The organism is Plantibacter elymi (nom. nud.), from assembly GCF_900177795.1.
Lineage (GTDB): Bacteria > Actinomycetota > Actinomycetes > Actinomycetales > Microbacteriaceae > Plantibacter > Plantibacter elymi.
Genome location: NZ_FXWJ01000002.1, coordinates 83700 through 103745, shown reverse-complemented (window position 1 = coordinate 103745; position 20046 = coordinate 83700). Strand labels below are relative to the sequence as shown.

Annotated in this window: 20 protein-coding genes; 12 read left to right on the top strand and 8 right to left on the bottom strand. The window is 69.0% G+C overall.

Translation table 11 applies throughout. From position 1 onward, the window contains the following. Positions 1-78 precede the first annotated feature (78 nt). The 9 genes from CCK91_RS05420 (at position 79) to lnt (ending at position 10242) form a co-directional block, all read left to right on the top strand. Complete coding sequence (locus tag CCK91_RS05420; protein WP_240043848.1) at positions 79-783, top strand: HAD family hydrolase; 705 nt, start codon at positions 79-81, stop codon at positions 781-783. After that, positions 780-1844, top strand: a complete 1065-nt coding sequence (locus CCK91_RS05415; RefSeq protein WP_086473243.1) for a tRNA (adenine-N1)-methyltransferase — start codon at positions 780-782, stop codon at positions 1842-1844. The genes CCK91_RS05420 and CCK91_RS05415 overlap by 4 nt, the downstream gene beginning before the upstream one ends. A 71-nt stretch (positions 1845-1915) precedes the next feature. Continuing rightward, entirely contained in the window at positions 1916-2872 is a 957-nt protein-coding gene (locus tag CCK91_RS05410) for an FKBP-type peptidyl-prolyl cis-trans isomerase (RefSeq protein ID WP_086473242.1), read from the top strand. Between the two features lie 78 nt (positions 2873-2950). Further along, positions 2951-3991: a helix-turn-helix transcriptional regulator gene (locus CCK91_RS05405; protein ID WP_086473241.1), complete on the top strand. Its 1041-nt coding sequence runs from the start codon at positions 2951-2953 to the stop codon at positions 3989-3991. Then, positions 3984-4994, top strand: a complete 1011-nt coding sequence (locus CCK91_RS05400; protein WP_086473240.1) for a helix-turn-helix transcriptional regulator — start codon at positions 3984-3986, stop codon at positions 4992-4994. Before CCK91_RS05405 ends, CCK91_RS05400 begins: the two co-directional genes overlap by 8 nt. Positions 4995-5075: 81 nt before the next feature. Continuing rightward, positions 5076-5345, top strand: a complete 270-nt coding sequence (gene tatA / locus CCK91_RS05395) for a Sec-independent protein translocase subunit TatA (RefSeq protein ID WP_086473239.1) — start codon at positions 5076-5078, stop codon at positions 5343-5345. Between the two features lie 138 nt (positions 5346-5483). Further along, positions 5484-6245 carry a twin-arginine translocase subunit TatC gene (tatC, locus tag CCK91_RS05390; RefSeq protein WP_071260381.1) on the top strand — a complete coding sequence of 254 codons (762 nt, stop codon included), beginning with the start codon at positions 5484-5486 and terminating at the stop codon, positions 6243-6245. Beyond that, positions 6242-8662, top strand: coding sequence for a DEAD/DEAH box helicase (locus CCK91_RS05385; protein WP_086473238.1), 2421 nt, complete (start codon positions 6242-6244; stop codon positions 8660-8662). Before tatC ends, CCK91_RS05385 begins: the two co-directional genes overlap by 4 nt. Next, positions 8659-10242 (top strand): apolipoprotein N-acyltransferase, encoded by a 1584-nt coding sequence (gene lnt, locus CCK91_RS05380; RefSeq protein WP_242664398.1) that lies wholly within the window; start codon positions 8659-8661, stop codon positions 10240-10242. Before CCK91_RS05385 ends, lnt begins: the two co-directional genes overlap by 4 nt. A 60-nt stretch (positions 10243-10302) precedes the next feature. On the opposite strand, the gene CCK91_RS05375 is transcribed toward lnt, so the two are convergent. From CCK91_RS05375 to CCK91_RS05360, 4 genes are all read right to left on the bottom strand, one after another. Next, positions 10303-10665 (bottom strand): RNA polymerase-binding protein RbpA, encoded by a 363-nt coding sequence (locus CCK91_RS05375; RefSeq protein ID WP_086473237.1) that lies wholly within the window; start codon positions 10663-10665, stop codon positions 10303-10305. A gap of 126 nt (positions 10666-10791) precedes the next feature. Beyond that, positions 10792-11571, bottom strand: coding sequence for a glycerophosphodiester phosphodiesterase family protein (locus tag CCK91_RS05370; RefSeq protein WP_086473236.1), 780 nt, complete (start codon positions 11569-11571; stop codon positions 10792-10794). A 7-nt stretch (positions 11572-11578) separates the two neighbouring features. Continuing rightward, a complete protein-coding gene (locus tag CCK91_RS05365) occupies positions 11579-12598 on the bottom strand; it encodes an SPFH domain-containing protein (protein ID WP_086473235.1) in 1020 nt (339 codons plus the stop codon). A gap of 2 nt (positions 12599-12600) precedes the next feature. Beyond that, positions 12601-13092: an NfeD family protein gene (locus CCK91_RS05360; RefSeq protein ID WP_064296968.1), complete on the bottom strand. Its 492-nt coding sequence runs from the start codon at positions 13090-13092 to the stop codon at positions 12601-12603. Positions 13093-13286: 194 nt separating this feature from the next. Between CCK91_RS05360 and CCK91_RS05355 the strand changes: the two genes are divergently transcribed. Then, entirely contained in the window at positions 13287-14051 is a 765-nt protein-coding gene (locus CCK91_RS05355; RefSeq protein ID WP_086473234.1) for an SDR family oxidoreductase, read from the top strand. Positions 14052-14121: 70 nt separating this feature from the next. Here CCK91_RS05355 and CCK91_RS05350 read toward each other — a convergent pair whose 3' ends face one another. Further along, a complete protein-coding gene (locus CCK91_RS05350) occupies positions 14122-14715 on the bottom strand; it encodes an HdeD family acid-resistance protein (RefSeq protein ID WP_165766990.1) in 594 nt (197 codons plus the stop codon). Between the two features lie 167 nt (positions 14716-14882). On the opposite strand from CCK91_RS05350, the gene CCK91_RS05345 reads away from it, so the two are divergent. Together CCK91_RS05345 and CCK91_RS19800 are read left to right on the top strand one after the other, a co-directional pair. After that, positions 14883-17255, top strand: coding sequence for an ATP-binding cassette domain-containing protein (locus tag CCK91_RS05345; protein WP_207568192.1), 2373 nt, complete (start codon positions 14883-14885; stop codon positions 17253-17255). 526 nt (positions 17256-17781) lie between these two features. Next, the gene (locus tag CCK91_RS19800; protein ID WP_086473232.1) at positions 17782-18360 is read left to right on the top strand and encodes a TetR/AcrR family transcriptional regulator; all 579 of its coding nucleotides are present in this window, start codon (positions 17782-17784) and stop codon (positions 18358-18360) included. Positions 18361-18381: 21 nt separating this feature from the next. Here CCK91_RS19800 and CCK91_RS05335 read toward each other — a convergent pair whose 3' ends face one another. The 3 genes from CCK91_RS05335 to dhaL all read right to left on the bottom strand — a co-directional run bounded on the left by CCK91_RS05335 (position 18382) and on the right by dhaL (position 20042). After that, positions 18382-18606 (bottom strand): hypothetical protein, encoded by a 225-nt coding sequence (locus tag CCK91_RS05335; protein ID WP_133059937.1) that lies wholly within the window; start codon positions 18604-18606, stop codon positions 18382-18384. Positions 18607-18690: 84 nt separating this feature from the next. Further along, positions 18691-19401: a dihydroxyacetone kinase phosphoryl donor subunit DhaM gene (dhaM, locus tag CCK91_RS05330; protein WP_086473230.1), complete on the bottom strand. Its 711-nt coding sequence runs from the start codon at positions 19399-19401 to the stop codon at positions 18691-18693. Beyond that, entirely contained in the window at positions 19398-20042 is a 645-nt protein-coding gene (gene dhaL, locus CCK91_RS05325) for a dihydroxyacetone kinase subunit DhaL (protein ID WP_086473229.1), read from the bottom strand. Before dhaL ends, dhaM begins: the two co-directional genes overlap by 4 nt. Between the last annotated feature and the right edge of the window lie 4 nt (positions 20043-20046).

Here is a 20046-nt window from a genome sequence, read left to right as displayed (position 1 = left end):
TCACTCCTCGGTGCACGGGGACCTTCCGCGACCATCCATCCAGGATAGGCGCTTCGCCACCCGGTAGCATGGCACCCCGTGACCACTCTCCTCCCTGCCGCAGTCCTCTGGGACATGGACGGCACCGTCGTCGACACCGAGCCCTACTGGATGGAGGCCGAGACCGAGCTGGTCGCGGCCCACGGTGGCACCTGGACCCATGAGGACGGCCTCCTGCTCGTCGGGAACGGACTCTGGGACTCCGCCGCCGTGCTCCAGGGCCGCGGCGTCGCGCTGGACGCGGACACGATCGTCGCCCACCTCACGGACCACGTCCGGCGCCTCATCCAGGAACGCGGCGTCCCGTTCCGTCCCGGCGCCCAGGAGCTGCTCCACGAGCTCCGGGAGGCCGGCGTGCCGACCGCACTCGTCACCATGTCGATCCGGTCCATGGCCGAGGACATCGCGAGCGGCATCCCGTTCGACGCATTCGACCTCATCGTCGCCGGCGACGAGGTCGAGCAGCCCAAGCCCCATCCGGACCCCTACCTCAGGGCCGCCGAAGCACTCGGCGTCGACCCGCGCGAGTGCATCGCGATCGAGGACTCCGCCACCGGTCTCGCGTCCGCGCTCGCGGCGGGGACCATCGCCGTGTCCGTCCCGCACATCGTGCCGATCCCCGAGGGCCCGCACCACACCACCTGGGACACCCTCGCCGGGCGCTCCGTCGCCGACCTCGCCGAGCTGCGCTCGACCGCGAGCGGCACCACCCACCACCCCGAGACAGAGGCAGCACAGCGATGAGCGCGAACCACCAGCCGGCGAACAGCGGCCCCTTCCGCGAGGGTGACCGCGTGCAGCTGACCGGACCGAAGGGGCGGAAGAACACCATCACGCTGGAGGCCGGCAAGGTCTTCCACACGCACCGCGGGATGATCGAGCACACCACGATCATCGGCCTGCCGGACGGCAGCGTCGTCGCCAACACCGAGGGCATCGAGCACCTCGCGCTCCGGCCGCTGCTGGTCGACTTCGTGATGTCGATGCCTCGCGGTGCCGCCATCATCTACCCGAAGGACGCGGCCGAGATCATCGGCCAGGCGGACATCTTCCCTGGCGCGACGGTCGTCGAGGCCGGTGTCGGTTCCGGTGCGCTCTCCCTCTGGCTCCTCCGGGCCATCGGACCGTCGGGCAGGTTGGCCTCCTTCGAGCGTCGGGACGAGTTCGCCGACGTCGCCCGCGGCAACGTCGCGACCTTCTTCGGCTATGACCCGCAGAACTGGTCGGTCACGGTCGGCGACCTCCAGGAGACCCTGCCCGACACGATGCCCGCCGAATCCGTCGACCGCGTGGTGCTCGACATGCTCGCACCGTGGGAGTGCCTCGACGTCGCGTGGGAGGCGCTGAAGCCCGGCGGCGTGATCCTCTGTTACGTCGCCACCGTCACCCAGCTGTCCCGGGTCGCCGAGGCGATCCGAGGGACGGGCGGCTTCACGAACCCCCAGTCGAACGAGACCATGATGCGCGGGTGGCACGTCGAGGGACTCGCCGTGCGACCGGACCACCGGATGATCGGACACACGGGCTTCCTCATCACCGCACGGAAGCTCGCGCCCGGTACGGTCCTGCCCGAGCTCAAGCGACGCGCCTCGAAGAGCGACTTCAGCGCCGAGGACGTCGAGCTGTGGACGCCGGGCGCCCTCGGGGAACGCTCCGCGAGCGCGAAGATCCTGCGGAAGCGCGCCAGGAGCGCCGGGGCGAGCGCCGAGCTCTCCCGTGCGCGGGGCCTCGACGGCGAGAGCGCGGGGCCCGACGGGTCGGTCGAACCGTCCGCCGCTGAGCCGCCGCTCGGCGACGATCGTTGACCCCGGTTCACGTCGACTAAACTGTGCGACGGCGACCTGCCGTCCCACCCGTACCACCGAAACGAGGATCCGTGCGCACTGCACCAGCTCTCATCGCCGCAGCAGGCCTCCTGCTCGTCTCCCTCACCGGGTGCACCGCGCCGGGTTCGGCCTCGTGCGACACCGCGGCGTCCGCCGGCGACGCGACGAAGCTCATCAGCGTGTCGGGCGACTTCGGCGCCACCCCGAAGGTGGAGCTCCCGAAGCCGCTGTACACGAAGACGACGGAGCGCCAGGTCGTGATCCAGGGCGACGGTCAGCAGGTCTCGGCCGACGGCACCGTCAACCTCAACCTGATGCTCCTCAACGGACGCACGGGCGATGTCCTGCAGCAGACGGACTTCAACGGGCCCGCGAGCACCCTCATCGCCCTGTCCGGAAGCCTCCCCGGCTTCGCGAAGGCGTTCGCCTGCACGACGGTCGGATCCCGCGTCGTCGCGGCGATCTCACCCGAGGACGCGTTCGGCCCGAGCGGTGGCAGCGAGGCGAACGGCATCAAGAAGGACGACGCGATCATCCTCGTCGCCGACATCCAGGGTGCGGCGCTGCCCAAGGCCGACGGTGCCGAGCGCCCGATCCCGTCAGGGTTCCCCTCCGTCGTGACCGCTCCGAACGGTCAGCCCGGTATCACCATCCCGGCGGCCCCCGCCCCGACCGAGACGAAGCACACCTTGTCCCGTGTCGGCGACGGTGACACGGTCAAGGCCGGCGACCAGGTCATCGTCAACTACACCGGCGTGCTGTGGGATCAGAAGAGCGTCTTCGACAGCAGCTGGGAGAAGGGCCAGCCCCTCGTCTTCCAGGCCGACGGCGGTCAGATGATCAAGGCCTTCAACGACGCGGTCGTCGGCCAGCAGGTCGGCTCGCAGATCATCCTCGTGGTGGCGCCGAAGGACGGCTACGGCGAGCAGGGTTCGGGCAGCGTCCCGGCCGGCGCGACACTCGTGTTCGTCATCGATGTGCTCGGCACCCAGCGCGCGGCGAAGTAACCGACACGCCTCGGAGACGGCCCGTCCCACGCCCGCGTCGCGGGTGGGGGACGGGCCGTCCGTCGGTAGACTGGACCGGTGTCCTCAGCCCGCGAGTCCCCGAAGCCGGTCCCGGTGGAGGAGCGACTCTTCAGCCTCGTGCTCGCGCTCCTCGCCACGCAGACCGGCCTGACGAAGAACGAGATCCTGTCGACCGTCCAGGGGTACCGCCAGCAGTATTCGAGTGGCGGCGGCAACGCCAGCCTCGAGCGACAGTTCGAGCGCGACAAGGACAACATCCGCGAACTCGGCGTCCCGCTCGAGACGATCGAGCAGCCGGGCGAACCCGGCAACAACCAGTCGATGCGCTACCGGATCCCGAAGGGCGCCTACGAGCTTCCCACCGACGTCCGGTTCACCCCGGCGGAGCTGTCGCTGCTGTCGCTCGCAGCCACCGTGTGGCGCGAGGGGTCGCTCTCCGGCCAGTCGCAGCGAGCGATGACGAAGTTGCGGTCGCTCGGCATCGAGCCCGATGAACCGATCATCGGATACGCGCCGAGACTCCGCACCCGGGAGGCCTCGTTCGAACCGCTCGACGCAGCGCTCGAACGACGGTCAGTGGTCGCCTTCCCCTACCTGAAGCCCGGCGAGGCCCGGCCACGCGTCCGCACCGTCGCACCGCTGGCACTCGTCCAGCACGAGGGTCGCTGGCACCTCTACGCGACCGACCGGACGGTGGACGAGCCCCGGACGTTCCTCCTGTCGCGGATCGTCGGTCCGGTCAAGCCGACGGGGGAGTCGTTCCCCGCCGACGCCCGCGACCACGCCGCCGACGCGATCGACGGCCTGCGCCGTGTGTCCTCGTCGCAGCGCGCCCTCGTCCGTGTCCGGCCCGGAACCGACGCCGCGGCCCGCCTCGGCAACCGCTACGGCGTCAGCGACACGGAGCGCACGGAACTCACCATCCCGTACCTCGACCACCACATCCTCGCCGACGAGCTCGCCGGGTTCGGCCCGGAGGTCGTCGTCCTCGACCCTCCGGCGCTCGTCGAGGCCGTGGCGTCCAGACTCGAGCTGGTCGTCGCCCGCCACCGCTCGACGGACGACGCACCACACCCCGAGGAGACCGCCCGTGGCTAAGCGACCGGCGGCGCCCCGCGCCCAGGACAAGCTGATCTTCCTCCTCTCGCTCGTGCCGTACCTCATCGACCGCGAGCGGGTCACGGTCGACGAGGCCGCGCGGCACTTCGGGCTGTCCCCGCGCCAGATCCGAGAAGCGGTCGAGCTCTTGACCGTGTCCGGCGTGCCGGGCGACACCCGGCAGTACCTCGCCGGCGACCTCTTCGACATCGACTGGGGCAGCTTCGAGGAGGACGACGAGATCGTCCTCACCCACCGGGTCGCCCTCGACGACAGTCCCCGCTTCTCAGCCCGCGAGGCCTCCGCCCTCATCGCCGGCCTGCAGTCGCTCCAGCGCCTTCCCGAGTTCGTCGACAGCGACGTCATCGGCGGCGTGATGGCCAAGCTCGCCCGCGGGGCGTCGTCCGCACCGGGCCAGCTCGCGGTCACCGAGTCCTACTCCGCGAACGCGGTCGGCATCATCCGGTCGGCTCTGGCCGCCGGCCACAGCGTCGCGTTCGACTACGTCGACGCGAGTGGGGCGACCGAGGCGAGACTGGTGGACCCGCTGCGCCTCGAGTCCCAGGACCAGGACTGGTACCTCTACGGGTGGTGCCACCTGCGCGAGGCGACGCGTCGCTTCCGTCTCGATCGGATGACCGAGCTCCGGGAGACCGAAGCCGAGGTCGTGTTCCGCGAAGCGGACGTCGTCGTCCCGACCGCGTTGTTCGAGCCGAGCGATTCCGACCGCAACGTCACCGTGCTCGTCCGACGCTCGGTCCTGCCGCTCATCGACGACTACGTGGTCGCCGTCGACAGCGCGCCGGGCGGCTCCGCAGCCCGCGAGGACAGCGACGCCGAGGTGACCGCGACCCTGCGCCTCGCGCACCATCACGGCCTCAAACGACTGGTCGCCGCACACCCCGGGCTCATCACCGTGCTCGGCCCGGCGGACGCGCGCGACGCGGTCGCCGATTGGGCGGCCGCCGGTCTCGCGCAGTACCGCACGACATCCGGGAGCTGACTCCCGAGACTCCCGGCAGTAGAGCGGGAGATGCAGGGTAGAGTGAGTGGACCTCGACCTCGAAGATCAGGAACGAAGACTATGTTCGGCAACGCATTCACCGGGTGGCACCTCGTCATCATCCTCCTCATCGTCCTGCTGCTGTTCGGAGCACCGAAGCTCCCGGGTCTCGCCCGCAGCGTCGGCCAGTCGATGCGGATCTTCAAGAGCGAGGTCAAGAGCATGCGCGACGACGAGCCCGCCTCGCCCGACGCGACGGGAACCGTTCCGCCCGCGAGTGCGGCACCCGCCGACCAGACGCCGGCCGCGACAGCCCTGCAGAAGCCGACCGACCCGCCGGTCAAGCCGTAACCCTGAGGACCACCCGAGCCCGATGACGCCAGCACCTGGCCCCCGACGAGTGCGCCTCGAACACGCTGCTCAGGAACGGACGATGTCGCCGTGGCCCTGACCGAGAAGCGTCCCAAGAAACAGAACCGCGAAGGACGGATGTCCCTCGGCGAGCACCTCGTCGAGTTGCGGAAGCGGTTGTTCTACTCCGCCATCGGCATCATCGTCGGCATGGTCGCGGGTTTCATCGCCTCCGAGTGGATCATCGAGGCGATGAGCGCTCCCATCCTCGTCATCGCCGACGATCGCGGGCAGGCGTTCCTGAACTTCACCAACGTCACGAGCGCGTTCGACCTGCGGATGAAGATCGCCCTCACGGCCGGCGTCGTCCTGTCCAGCCCGGTGTGGCTCTACCAGATCTGGGCGTTCCTCGTGCCCGGCCTGACGCGCAAGGAGCTGAAGTACGCGATCGGGTTCTTCGCGACCGCCGTGCCGTTGTTCCTCGCGGGCTGCTACGCGGGCTGGTTCGTGTTGCCGCACATCGTCGAGCTCATGCTCGGCTTCACCCCGACGGCGGCGGCCAACTTCCTCGACGCCACCACCTATTACGACTTCGTCCTGAAGCTGGTGCTCGCGGTCGGTGTCGCCTTCGTCCTGCCCGTGTTCCTGGTCCTGTTGAACTTCGTCGGCGTGCTCTCCGCAGCGGCGATCATCAAGGCGTGGCGGGTCGCGATCCTCGTCATCGTGCTCTTCACGGCCATCGCCACGCCCGCCGCCGACATCGTGTCGATGTTCGTCCTGGCGATCCCGATGGTCCTGTTGTACTTCGCGGCCTACGGCGTCGCCGTCCTCCACGACCGCAGTGCGGCCAAGCGGCAGCGACGCATCGACGCCGAACTCGGTAGCGCGGGGCTCGCATGAGCGACACCGCTTCCCCTGCCGAGCGGTATCGGGCAGCAGCGGTCCGGAACGCGACACCGAGGCTCCAGGAGTTCCGCGCGAGGCAGCGGTTCGACCTCGACGCGTTCCAACTCGAGGCGTGCGAGCGGATCGAGAACGGCAGCAGTGTCCTCGTCGCAGCGCCGACGGGGGCCGGCAAGACCATCGTCGCCGAGTTCGCGATCGCCCTCGCCATGCACGGCGACCGCGGCAAGGTCTTCTACACGACGCCGATGAAGGCGCTCAGCAACCAGAAGTTCCAGGAGCTCACCGCCGAGTACGGTTCCGAGCACGTCGGCCTGCTCACGGGCGACACGAACGTGAACGGCAACGCCCGCATCGTCGTCATGACGACCGAGGTCCTCCGCAACATGCTGTACGCGGACTCCGACGCACTGACCGATCTCGCCTTCGTCATCATGGACGAGGTCCATTACCTGGCGGACCGGTTCCGCGGAGCGGTGTGGGAGGAGGTCATCATCCACCTCCCGCAGGCCGTCCGGATGGTGTCGTTGAGCGCGACCGTGTCGAACGCCGAGGAGTTCGGCGACTGGCTCCAGGCCGTCCGCGGCGACACCGCCGTCATCGTGTCCGAGGAGCGCCCGGTGCCCCTCACCCAGCACGTGCTGATGCGGAACAAACTCATCGACCTGTTCGCCGCGCCGAGCCTCGCCGACACCCACCAGGTCAACCCCGAGCTCGTCCGCATGGCGCAGTTCGGCGGCCGTGCACCGAACAGCCGTCAGTACAAGGACATCAGCCGCTACAACCAGCGACGAGCCCCGCATCGGGCCGAGAAGCTCGACCGCGGGCATTTCGTCCAGATGCTCGACGACCACCACCTGCTCCCGGCGATCTTCTTCGTCTTCAGCCGGGTCGGGTGCGACCAGGCGGTCAAGCAGGTCCTCCGTTCCGGCATCAGGCTGACCGAGGCGCACGAACGCGACGAGATCCGCCAGATCGTCGACGAGCACTGCCGGACCCTCCTCGACGAGGACCTCGCCGTCCTCGGCTACTGGGAGTGGCTCGACGGCCTGGAGCGGGGCGTCGCCGCCCACCACGCCGGTCTCCTGCCGGCGTTCAAGGAGGTAGTCGAGGAGCTCTTCCGGCGGAAGCTCGTCAAGGTGGTCTTCGCGACCGAGACCCTCGCGCTCGGCATCAACATGCCGGCCAGGACGGTCGTCCTCGAGAAGCTCGAGAAGTTCAACGGTGAAGCACGCGTCCCGATCACCCCGGGGGAGTACACCCAGATCACCGGGCGTGCCGGACGCCGTGGCATCGACGTCGAGGGCCACGCCGTCATCCAGTGGACCGAGGGGCTGCACCCGCAGTCCGTCGCCTCGCTGGCCTCCCGACGCACCTACCCGCTCAACTCCAGCTTCCGCCCGACCTACAACATGGCGGTCAACTTGATCGACCAGTTCGGCCGTCAACGCACGCGTCAAATCCTCGAGTCGTCCTTCGCACAGTTCCAGGCCGACCGGGCCGTCGTCGGGATCGCCCGGAAGGTGCGCGAGCAGGAGTCCTCGCTCGCCGGCTACGAGAAGTCCATGTCGTGCCATCTCGGGAACTTCGTCGAATACGCCGGCATCCGGCGCGAGCTCACGGACCTCGAGCGCAAGGGCGAGCCGAACGGCTCGCGCGCGTCGAAGGACCGTCGCCAACGCAAGCTCGCCGAACTCCGCAAGCGGATGCGGGCTCACGCCTGCCACGTCTGCCCGCACTGCGAGGACCACGCTCGCTGGGCGGAACGATGGTTCAAGCTCAAGAAGCAGACCGACCAGCTGCGACAGCAGATCCAGACCCGGACGGGCGCGGTCGCGCGCGTGTTCGACCGGGTCGTCGACGTCCTGCTCGAGTACGAGTACCTGGCACGCGACGAGCACGGCGCGGTCGTCGTCGCGGCTCCCGGACGCACGTTGAAGCGCATCTACGGAGAACGGGACCTCCTCGTGGCGGAGTGCCTGCGCACCGGTGCGTGGAACGAACTCGATGCCGCGTCCCTCGCCGCGATGGCCGCCGCGATCGTGTACGAACCACGGCGTGAGGAGCAGAACACCCCGGAGCGCTTCCTGCCCCGCGGCCCGTTCCGGTCCGCGCTCGAACGGACGCAGGACCTCTGGAGTCGGCTCGACGACAGCGAACGGGAGCACCGCCTCCCGGGGAGCAACCCGATCTCGACCGGCCTCTCCCTCGCGATGCACCAGTGGGCCAAGGGTGCGAACCTCGACACGGTGCTCATCGAGGCGGAACTCGCCGCCGGTGACTTCGTGCGGTGGTGCAAGCAGACCATCGACCTGCTCGATCAGCTCCGCGTCGTCGACGGACCGGTGGGCCGTCATTCGCGTGAGGCGCTGGACTCGATCCGACGCGGCATCGTCGCGTACAGCTCGCTGTGAGGTCCCTGCACCATCGGAGCGACCGGCTCCGAGCGATCGACGCGCTGGTCGACCGTCGTCCGCCGCTCCCGCTCTGGCTCGCGGCCGTCGTGGCCATCGCCACCGGCCCGGTCCTCGACGCCGGCTTCCCGGACCGCGGTGTCTGGCCCCTGACGTTCGTCGGCATCGCCCTCGTCCTCCTCAGCCTCATGGGGCGCAGCGTCGGCGGTGCGCTCCTTGTCGGTTTCCTCGCGGGGGAGTCGTTCTACCTGATCCACATCGAGTGGGCGACCGCCTACCTGGGTCCCGTCCCGTGGGCGGCGCTGTCGACGCTCGAGGCCATCTTCTTCGCGCTCGGAGCCGTGCTCATCACCCTGGCGTACCGCTGGATCCCGCGGGCCTTCCCCGGGATCGGGGGACGGGTCTGGTTGACCGCCGCCGTCGTCGCCGCCCTGTGGACCGCGCGCGAGACACTCGTGAGCACCTGGCCGTACGGCGGATTCCCGTGGGCGAGGATGGCGCTCAGCCAGTCCGAGAGTCCGTTCGCACCGCTCGTCGCCTGGGTCGGGTTCTCGGGGCTGTCGTTCCTCATGGTGCTGCTCATGGCACTCGCCCTGCAGCTCGCCGCGACCGCGGAGCTCCCGACGGTCAGCCGGGTCGGGACCGCCGTTCTCGCGGTCATCGCGGTGCTCGTCGTGCCGGCATGGCCGACGGCGACGACCGGGAGCATGCGGGTGGCTGCCATCCAGGGCAACGGCCCCGCCGGCTACTTCGACGCCGCAGCACCCGGCACCGTCATGCAGACCCAGATCGACGAGACGCTGCAGGTGCTCGATGCGGACGTCGACGTCGTGGTCTGGCCCGAGGGCAGCGCAGACCTCGACCCGCAGCGGGTTCCCCAATCGGCTGCAGCACTCGACGCGTTGAGCCGTCGCATGGACGCACCGTTCGTCGTCGGTGCGATCTCCCAACGCGGCGACCGCTACTACAACTCGTCACTCCTCTGGGACGCCGCCGACGGCGTCCGCGACGTCTACGACAAGAAGCACCCGGTCCCGTTCGGTGAATACGTCCCGGACCGGAAGTTCTGGGAGCCGTTCGCACCCGACCTCATCGGCCTCATCCAGCGCGAGTACACCCCGGGTACGAAGGACAACGTCTTCGACATCGACGGCGTGCTCGCAGGGATCAGCATCTGCTTCGACATCGCCGACGACCAGCTCACCCGCGACGCGGTGGCGGGTGGCGCGCGGATCGTGTTCGCCCAGACCAACAACGCGGACTTCGGGCAGACGGACGAGAACCAGCAACAACTGGCGATCGCACGGCTCCGGGCGATCGAGTCGGCTCGGTCCGTGGTGAACATCTCCACGGTGGGGACCAGCCAGATCATCGGGCCCGACGGCGCGACGATCGACAGCATCCCGGCCTTCCGCCCCGGATCGATGGTCTCCGAGGTGCCGCTGGTGGACACGGTCACGCCGTCGATGGCCTTCGGTCACCAGCTCGAGGTGTTCATCGGTGGCATGGGACTCGCCTCGCTGGTCCTCGCCGGATTCGCCGCCAGGCCTCGGCGCGTCTCGAACCGCCCCCGGACATGACGATCGGCTGATCCGATACCGGATCAGCCGATCGAGGGGAGGCCTGTCAGGGGCTCGGTGTCACGCGCTCTTCTGCTGGCCACGACGGGCGCGCAGATAGGAGAGTCGCTCTTCGAGCAGCTCTTCGAGCTCATCGCGCGAGCGACGCTCGAGCAGCATGTCCCAGTGGCTGCGGGGGATCTTCACGTCACCGCGGTCGACGACGACGGGCTTCGAGTCGACGAGGAGGACGGCCTCCGCACCGCAATGGCGGCACTCCCACAGTTCGGGGACTTCCGCATCGGCAGCGAAGGTCATGGTGGTCTCGCGCTCGCAACTCTGACACCGGTAGATGTGGTTGCTCCGCGCCGAGAATATGACGCCCTCTTCCGTTTGTAGACTCTGGGCGCCCAGGCGCATTCCGCGCAAACTGCGATCTGCCATTGTGTGGTCTCCTCTCGCTCGGCATCCACAGTTATAAACCCACAAGCTGGGTAAACTGTTCCGTTCACCCATCCGGCTCTCAGCTCCTGCCCAGCTGCGGAGACGCCAGCTGCGGGGAGCCGACCCTCAGCGCGAGCGGACCAGCTCGAGTGCGAGATCACAACGGTCGGTGACGATGCCGTCGACGCCGAGATCCAGCAGCCGTCGCATGTCGGTAGGGTCGTTGACCGTCCACACGTGCACCTCGACGCCGAGGGCGTGCATCTGTGCGAGGAGACGCTTCGTCACGACGGGTACGCCGCGGAACCGTTCGGGCACCTGGAGCGCCTGGACACCGGCGAGCGACCGACGGAGTGCTCCACGGAGCCCGAGGGCGGCTGCCGGGAGGACGCGGAGCAGGATCCGGGCCGATGCCGAGGAAGCCACGGAGTCGGCGCCCGCCTCCCGTCCCACGGCCCGTACGATCGCGGAACGTCTACCCTCGTCGAAGGAGGTGACGAGCACCCGATCGGCCGCGCCGGCACCGATGATCGCGGCAGCCGCCGGTGCAGCCGCTGCCGCGGCCTTGATGTCGAGGTTGAAGCGTGCCCCGGGGAACTCGGCCAGCGCCTCAGACAACGTCGGGATGCGATCGCCGCCGAGGTCGATCCGCTGGAGCTCCGCCAGCTCGAGATCCGCGATCGGTCTCGGATCGCCCGTGACGCGGCGCAGGGACGGGTCGTGGAAGAGGACGGCGTGTCCGTCGCGCGTGCAGTGCGCGTCGGTCTCGACGTACTCGGCGCCGGCGGCCAGGGCACGGCGGAAGGACGACAGCGTGTTCTCGGGAACCCCCGGCCCGGCCAGCCCTCGATGGGCGAGGACCCGAGGGCGGGCCGGACGGAAGTAGGGGAGGACCGCTGTCGTCACCGCGTGCTCAGCCCTCGGGCTGGACGGGGGTCGTCGGCGCCGGTGGCGTCTGGGGTGACGAGGCAGGCGCTGCGGTGAAGGAGGGCGCCTGCGCAGCTGCGGCCGCCGCCCGTGCCGTCGCCGCAGGGTCGCGGGTGTTGCCCGGCCCGAAGGCGGAGCCGATGCCCTTGAGCGCCTCGGTCAGTTCGCTCGGGATGACCCAGAGCTTGTTCGCCTGGCCTTCCGCGAGCTTCGGGAGCATCTGCAGGTACTGGTAGCCCAGGAGCTTCTCGTCGGGGTCGCCGTCGTGGATCGCCTTGAACACCGTCTGGATGGCGGACGCCTCACCCTGAGCACGCAGCACGGCTGCCTGGGCGTCACCCTCGGCGCGGAGGATCTCGGCCTGCCGCGCACCCTCGGCCGTCAGGATGGCCGACTGCTTGGTTCCCTCAGCGGTGAGGATGAGGGCTCGACGGTCGCGCTCGGCCCGCATCTGCTTCTCCATGGAGTCCTGGATGGAGAGCGGCGGGTCGATCGCCTTGAGCTCGACGCGTCCGACGCGGATACCCCACTTGCCGGTCGCCTCGTCGAGCACGATGCGGAGCTTGCTGTTGATCTCGTCGCGGCTCGTCAGCGCCTCCTCGAGGTTCAGCCCACCGACGACGTTTCGGAGCGTCGTCGTGGTCAGCTGCTCGACGGCACCCAGGTAGTTCGCGATCTCGTAGGTCGCGGCGCGGGCGTCGGTCACCTGGAAGTAGACGACCGTGTCGATCGAGACGACGAGGTTGTCCTCGGTGATCACCGGCTGCGGCGGGAAGGAGACGACGGTCTCGCGCAGATCGATGAGCGGCCGCAACCGGTCGATGAAGGGGATGAGCAGGTTCAGACCCGGCAAGAGGGTCTTGTGGTACTTGCCGAGCCGCTCGACCACGCCGGCGCTCGCCTGCGGGATGATGCGGATGGATCGGAACAGCACCACCAGCACGAAGATGACGACGATGGCCGCGATCACCCAGCCGATGATCGCTCCTGATGAGATGTCGTTCACGACTACTCCTTCTGCTCGCCCAGCGGTGCCGGGTGGGTTGGGACGGGGACGACGACGGCGGTGGCACCGTCGACGACGGACAGGACGATGCGCGTGCCGGGCTCGAGGGACGACGCGGGGGAGTCGTGCGGGGTCCTGGCGGTCCAGACCTCGCCGTTGCCGAGCTTCACCTGGCCACCGTGCGGGGTGACCGTCGAGAGGACGAGCCCCGGCATGCCGAGGAGCGCGTCGACGTTGCTCTTCGCCGGGTCCGCGCCGCGTTGCAGCGCTCGGAGCAGCGGCGGCCTGACGGCCAACAAGAGCAGCAGGGCGGCAGCGGCTGCGATGAGCAGCTGGAGCCACCACGGAGCGCCGAGGAGGCCGGACAGTAGCCCGACGGTGCCGCCGAGCGCGAGCATGAGGAAGGTGAACTCGAGCGACAGGATCTCGATGATGACGAACACGAGGATCAGGACCAACCAGGCGATCCAGGCGTACTCGGTGATGACGTCCATGGTGCGGATTCCTCCCGGATCGGCTCTCGCGTCTGCCGCCTCGCAGTCCGGGGGAGCGCGAGACGGTGCGCCGGTCGGGTTCAACGCTATCAGCTGGGCGGACCGCCGAACCGGATCCGTCTGCCGGTTGTTGGTAAGGTCGTTGGCTGGAACCAGCCGCCGATGAGCGGCCCCAGATCTGAAGGAGCCCTCACGTGACGAACCCCCTGGCCGCCGGATCACTCTCCGGGAAGAACGTCCTCGTGACGGGCTCGTCCCGCGGTATCGGTGCCGACACCATCCGGTACTTCGCCGGTGCCGGCGCCAACGTCGTGATCAACTACCGGAACAAGGAGGCTCGCGCCGTCAAGCTCGCCGACGAGGTGCGAGCCCTCGGCGTGCAGGCCCTGGTGGTCGGAGCCGACCTCACCGACCCCGCCTCGGTCGCCGCCATGTTCGCGACGACGAAGGCCGACCTCGGCGACCTCGACGTCCTGGTGCTGAACGCCTCCGGAGGGATGGAGAGCGGCATGGCCGAGGACTACGCCATGCAGCTCAACCGTGACGCACAGGTGAGCGTCGTCGAACAGGCCCTCCCGCTCCTCCACCCCGGCTCGCGGATCGTGTTCGTCACGAGCCACCAGGCGCACTTCATCCGGACCACGCCGACGATGCCCGAGTACGTGCCGGTCGCGACCTCCAAGCGTGCAGGCGAGGACGCGCTCCGCGCCAAGCAGGACCAGTTCGACGCCGCCGGTGTCGAGTTCGTGGTCGTCTCGGGCGACATGATCGAGGGGACCATCACCGCGACCCTGCTCGAACGCGCCAACCCCGGTGCGATCAGCTCCCGCAAGGAGTCGGCCGGTCGTCTGTACAACGTCGGTGAGTTCGCGGCCGAGGTCGCCGCGGCCGCCGTGGACCCGATCCCCGAGGACCACACCCGCTACGTGGGGGACACGAGCGACTTCATCGCCGAGTAGTCGACGATCCTGACACGACGAACGCCCGGCCCCTCGAGGGACCGGGCGTTCGTCGTCCTGACAGCCGAGGTCAGCCGGCGAGACCGGCCCGCTTCACCTGCTTGCCGAAGGTGATCGCCTGGATGATCTCGACGACGCCGGCCGCGATGAGGAAGAACGCGGTGACGAGCAGGAGGGTCACGGCGGCGAGCAGCGGGTTCGCGAGGACGAACACGCCGGCGACGACGCTGATGACGCCGTAGAGGATCGTGATCCATCGCGACACGTCCGGTGCCGAGTCGAACAGCGAGGCCACGCCCTCGACGATCCAGGAGACACCGATCACGAAGACGAGTGCGCCGATGCCGAGCAGCGGATCGATGAAGATGTAGACGCCGGCGGCCAGCAGCAGCACACCGAACACGATCGTGAGGACCCGCCAGAGTCCGCCGTGCTCACGGGCGACGACGCCACGCGTGATGCGGGCGATCCCGGCGATCAGGAAGTAGACGGCGAAGATCCACGCGACGGCGACCAGCGAGGCCTTCGGCGCGACCAGCAGGAAGACACCCAAGAGGATCGTGAGGATCCCACCGACGGCGAAGGCCCATCGGACACCGGAGATCTGGCTCGCGGTCAGCTTGGCGGAGTTCAGCGTGTAGGTGGTGGTGGACGGTTCGGACATGGTCGGCTCCTGACGGTGGACAGTGCGGCGCTCCCGAGCAGACCGGGTGCGTTCCACCAGTGTGGCGCATACACACAGGTGTTTCACAGCATGACCTTCCATGTCGCGCGGGTCCGGTGCCGATCGAGGCGAGACGCCAGCCGATGACGACGGATACGCTGATCGCCATGACCGAGACGCCGATGCACACCAGGGCCGCCGACAGCCACGACGTCATCCGGGTCAGGGGTGCTCGCGAGCACAATCTGCGCGAGGTCGACGTCGACCTCCCGAAGCGCCGCCTCACCGTGTTCACGGGTGTGTCCGGCTCGGGGAAGAGCTCGCTCGTCTTCGGGACGATCGCCGCCGAGTCGCAGCGGATGATCAACGAGACCTACAGCGCGTTCGTCCAGGGCTTCATGCCGTCGCAAGCGCGGCCCGACGTCGACGTGCTCGAGGGACTCACCACGGCGATCATCGTCGACCAGGAGCGGATGGGCGCGAACTCACGGTCGACGGTGGGCACGGCGACCGACGCGAACACCATGCTGCGCATCCTCTTCAGTCGGATCGGAGACCCGTCCATCGGGTCTCCGCAGGCCTTCTCCTTCAACGTCGCCTCGATCAGCGGCGCCGGAGCGGTGACCATCGAGCGCGGGGGACAGAGCACGAAGGAACGGCGGAGCTTCTCGATCACCGGCGGCATGTGCCCGCGGTGCGAGGGGATGGGCACCGTGAACGACATCGACCGTTCCCAGCTCTACGACGCCACGAAGTCGCTCAACCAGGGCGCGCTCACGATCCCCGGCTACACACCCGACGGCTGGGGTGTGCGGATCTTCACCGGATCCGGATTCCTCGACGCGGACAAGCCCATCCAGGACTACACGGAGCGGGAGCTCCACGACTTCCTCCACAAGGAGCCGGTGAAGGTCAAGGTCGGCGACATCAACATGACCTACGAGGGCCTGATCCCGAAGGTGCAGAAGTCGTTCCTCTCGAAGGACCGTGAGGCGATGCAGCCGCACATCCGCGCATTCGTCGACCGCGCCGTCACCTTCACCACGTGTCCGGCGTGTGAGGGGACCCGCCTGAGCGAGGGCGCACGGAGTTCGCGCATCGCCGGTCGGAACATCGCCGAACTGTGCGCGATGCAGATCAGCGACCTCGCGGCGTGGACCCGGGCGCTCGACGAACCGTCGGTGCGCCCGCTCCTGACGGTCCTGCAGGAGACGCTCGACTCCTTCGTCGCCATCGGGCTGGGATACCTCTCACTCGACCGCACGACGGGCACCCTCTCGGGTGGGGAGGCGCAGCGGACGAAGATGATCCGCCATCTGGGGTCGTCGCTCACCGACGTGACCTACGTGTTCGACGAGCCGACCGTCGGACTGCACCCCCATGACATCCAGCGGATGAACGAACTGCTCCTGCGGCTCCGCGACAAGGGGAACACCGTCCTCGTCGTGGAACACAAACCGGAGACGATCACGATCGCCGACCACGTCGTCGACCTCGGCCCCGGAGCCGGGACCGACGGGGGACAGGTGACGTTCCAGGGGAGTGTGGAGGGCCTCCGAGCGAGCGACACGCTCACCGGACGCCACTTCGACGACCGCGCCGCGCTCAAGCCGGCGTTGCGTCGGCCGACCGGTGTCATCGAGATCCGCGGCGCCGACCGGCACAACCTGCAGGGCGTCGACGTCGACGTGCCGCTCGGCGTCCTCGTGGTCGTCACGGGTGTCGCCGGCTCGGGCAAGACCTCGCTCATCCACGGCTCGGTCGCCGGGCGTCCCGGTGTGGTGACGGTCGACCAGAGTCCGATCCGCGGCTCGCGTCGCAGCAACCCGGCGACGTACACCGGCCTGCTCGAGCCCATCCGCAAGGCGTTCGCGAAGGCCAACGGGGTGAAGCCGGCACTGTTCAGCTCGAACTCGGCCGGAGCCTGCCCGAACTGCAACGGCGCCGGCGTCGTCTTCACCGATCTCGGCGTCATGGCGAGCGTCTCGACCGTCTGCGAGGTGTGCGAGGGCCGCCGGTTCGATGCTTCCGTTCTGGAATATCAGTTGGGGGAGCGAGACATCAGCGAGGTGCTCGCGATGCCGGTGACGGAGGCCGAGGCCTTCTTCGCCGACGGGCCGGCCCGGACGCCCGCAGCGCACGTCATCCTGGCGCGACTCGCCGACGTCGGGCTCGGCTACGTCAGCCTCGGACAGCCGTTGACGACTCTGTCAGGAGGCGAACGACAGCGACTCAAACTGGCGACACAGATGGCCGATTCGGGCGAGGTCTACATCCTGGACGAGCCGACGACGGGCCTGCACCTCGCCGACGTGGAGAATCTGCTCGGGCTCCTGGACCGGTTGGTGGACTCCGGCAAGTCGGTCATCGTCATCGAGCATCATCAGGCGGTCATGGCGCATGCGGACTGGATCGTCGACCTCGGACCCGGCGCCGGTCATGACGGCGGACGCCTGGTGTTCACCGGGACGCCCGCAGCGCTCGTCGCCGATCGCTCGACGCTGACCGGAGAACATCTCGCTCGGTACATCGGCTCCTGACGCGCCCCGGTCGTCATCGCGATCCTCAGGTCGGTGATGCAGGTCGACGTGACCCGATCCGACCCCGCTCGCGGCGGGCTTTAAAGAGCTGATAATGCACATTATGTCAACTTGTTTCGGATGTGCTCGCTGAGCGCAGCCCCCGGCACGGTCAGTCGTAGTGGATAGGGCGATGTCCTCAGCACGCGGGATCTGACCAGATCCGCTCCGTGACCTCCATTTCGATGCAGGCTGGACTCGAGGACGTCTTCCATGATCGTTCGGGACGCGTCCACCACGGCGTCCTGGAGGGCGAGACGAGAGCGGTGAGCTCGGAGAGAGGCATGTGCCCCTGCCAACCAGGGGTTGATCATCACGGATCGACGCAGCGGTGACGTCATCGTGGAGCGTCCGAGCGCGTGGGAACATCGCCTCGCGACCTGGGCCGTGTGACACTGCCTCGTCGACCGCGAAGTCAGCTCTGACCTGGACCGAATTGATAGAGTGCAGGCTCTAGAGTGTGTGGTCTAGGAATACGGGAGCAGTCATGCCGAGAATCATCGACCCACAGCGGTTCACCGCGCGCCAGACCGCGATCCTCGCTGCGGCCTACCGCTGTTTCGCCACCGACGGGTATGAGACGACCTCGACCGCGGACATCTGCCGAGCAGCGGACATCTCCTCGGGGACCCTGTTCCACTACTTCCCCACCAAGCTCGACATCCTGGTCACGCTGCTGCGGGTGAGCGCCGCCTGGACCGAGGAGCAACTGCACCTCGCCACGCGCGCCGGGCCTGGGCGCCCTGCGTTGACCACCTATCTCGGCGCACTCGACCGCCAACGGGCTGCCGACCAGACGGTCGGTTTCGCTCGCGCGGTCCAGGGCATGGCGCATCTCCACGCCGTGGCGGCCGTCCTCGACGTCGAGCGGGACATGGTCGACCGCTTCCTCCTCGACCACATCACCGAGGCGGTTCGCACCAGCGCAGCCCGCTCCGACGCAACGCCGGAGCAGCTCGTCCGATGGGTGCGCTGGCTCGTCGACGGCAGCGCACTGCACGAGACGCCGGCATCGCGCGCAACGGGTGTCAGCATCGCCGTCCGGTCGTTACTCCTCCTCGGATGACGGCGTGGGCCACCGGGGTCGTCAGGCCGACGGAGCAGGTCGATCGGGGTCCTGGTCCCAGAGCGGCATCCCGAACTCGTTGACCGGGACGGCGGACTGCGCCGGGTCCGGAAGCCGCTCCCCCGTCGGGCAGGTCATGAAGTGATCGTGCCCGGAGGAACGGTCGAAGGTGTGCTCGGCGAGCGGATGGCCACAGACCGTGCACTGGCGGTCTTCGGTGTCCGACGTCTTCGTCTGCTCGTTCATGCGCGTCATGCTACGCCGACCGCCAGCGTCGACCACCCCGTTGCGCCCGGGTCGCCGACCTGCTTCCGCCCCGAGCGCGACCTGTCAGACCTCTCCGAAGCCGGATTCGATGAGCGACGCCAGTGCCCCGATGGCATCCTTCGCGTCCGGACCGTCCGCCTGCAGCTCCACGACCGCCCCTTTGACGAGGCCCAGTGACATGATCCCGAGCAGGCTCTTGGCGTCCTTCCCGTTCACGACCACCTTGGCCGCGAACGTGCTCGCCAGCTTCACGAACTCCGCAGCGGGTCGAGCGTGGAGCCCGTCCTTGTTCCGCAAGGTCACGGAGGCTGCGGCGTGGGACGCTGTCGGGTCGTCGGACCCACCCGCCCGAGTCGCCTCGTCGGCGCCGTGCTGGGCAGGGTCACCGCCGGCTGCAGACCGCGCGGCGGCCACCACCTCGTCGAGCGACGCGCCGGTCTGCGCGGCCACGGCTGCGGCGACCCCGCCTTCGACGAGCGGGGCGTCGACGATGCGTACCCGGCCTCGGACGTCGTCGTCGAGGAAGTCGAGTGCCGTCTCAGCGGTCAGGATCGCCGATCCCAGATCGCACAGCACCACCACCCCGGCCCCGGAGTCCACGGCGGCGATCCCGGCGGAGACCAGCCCGAAGCTCGTGCCGATCCCTCCCTCATCGGTACCGCCGGCTGCGGCGAGGGCCGCGTCGGGCGCCATCTGCCGCGCCAGGGTGATGAGCCCCTCCGCGATCAGCGCGCTGTGCGAGACGAAGACGATGCCGACGGCTCCCCCGCTCATGCAGCACCCTCCCCGGCGGCCGCAGCCGCCGCTTGCAGGAGGTAGGAGGTGGACTGTGCCCCGGGGTCGCGGTGCCCGATGGCCCGTTCACCGAGGTAGCTGGCCCGCCCCTTGCGGGCGACGAGCGGCTCGGTCGCCGCGGCGCCACCCCACGCGGCGTCCGCAGCGGCGGCCAGCACCCGTGCCGGGGACTCCCCCGCTGCCGCGGACGCGGCCGCAGCGTCGACGGCCGGCGTCCACGCGTCGACCATGGTCTTGTCGCCGACCTCGGCCTTGCCACGGAGCACGATCCCGTCGCGTGCCGCCGTCAGCAGGGCGACGACGGCATCGGCGTCGAGGACCTCCTCGCCGGCCACGGCGATCGACGCCTTGAGCAGCGCGGTGCCGTACAGCGGGCCGCTCGCGCCTCCGACGGTCGAGATGAGCGTCGTCGCGGCGAGCTTGAGGATGTCCGCGGGCGTCGCATCGCCAGGCTGCTCGTCGAGCTTCGGCAGGATCGCGGAGAACCCGCGGTCGAGGTTCTCGCCGTGATCGCCGTCCCCGATGTCGCGGTCGAGCGTGATCAGCTCCACGCGATGCTCCGCGACGACCGCCGCACTCCCCCGCATCCAGGCGATCGCCCAGGCTCCATCCAATCCCATCCGT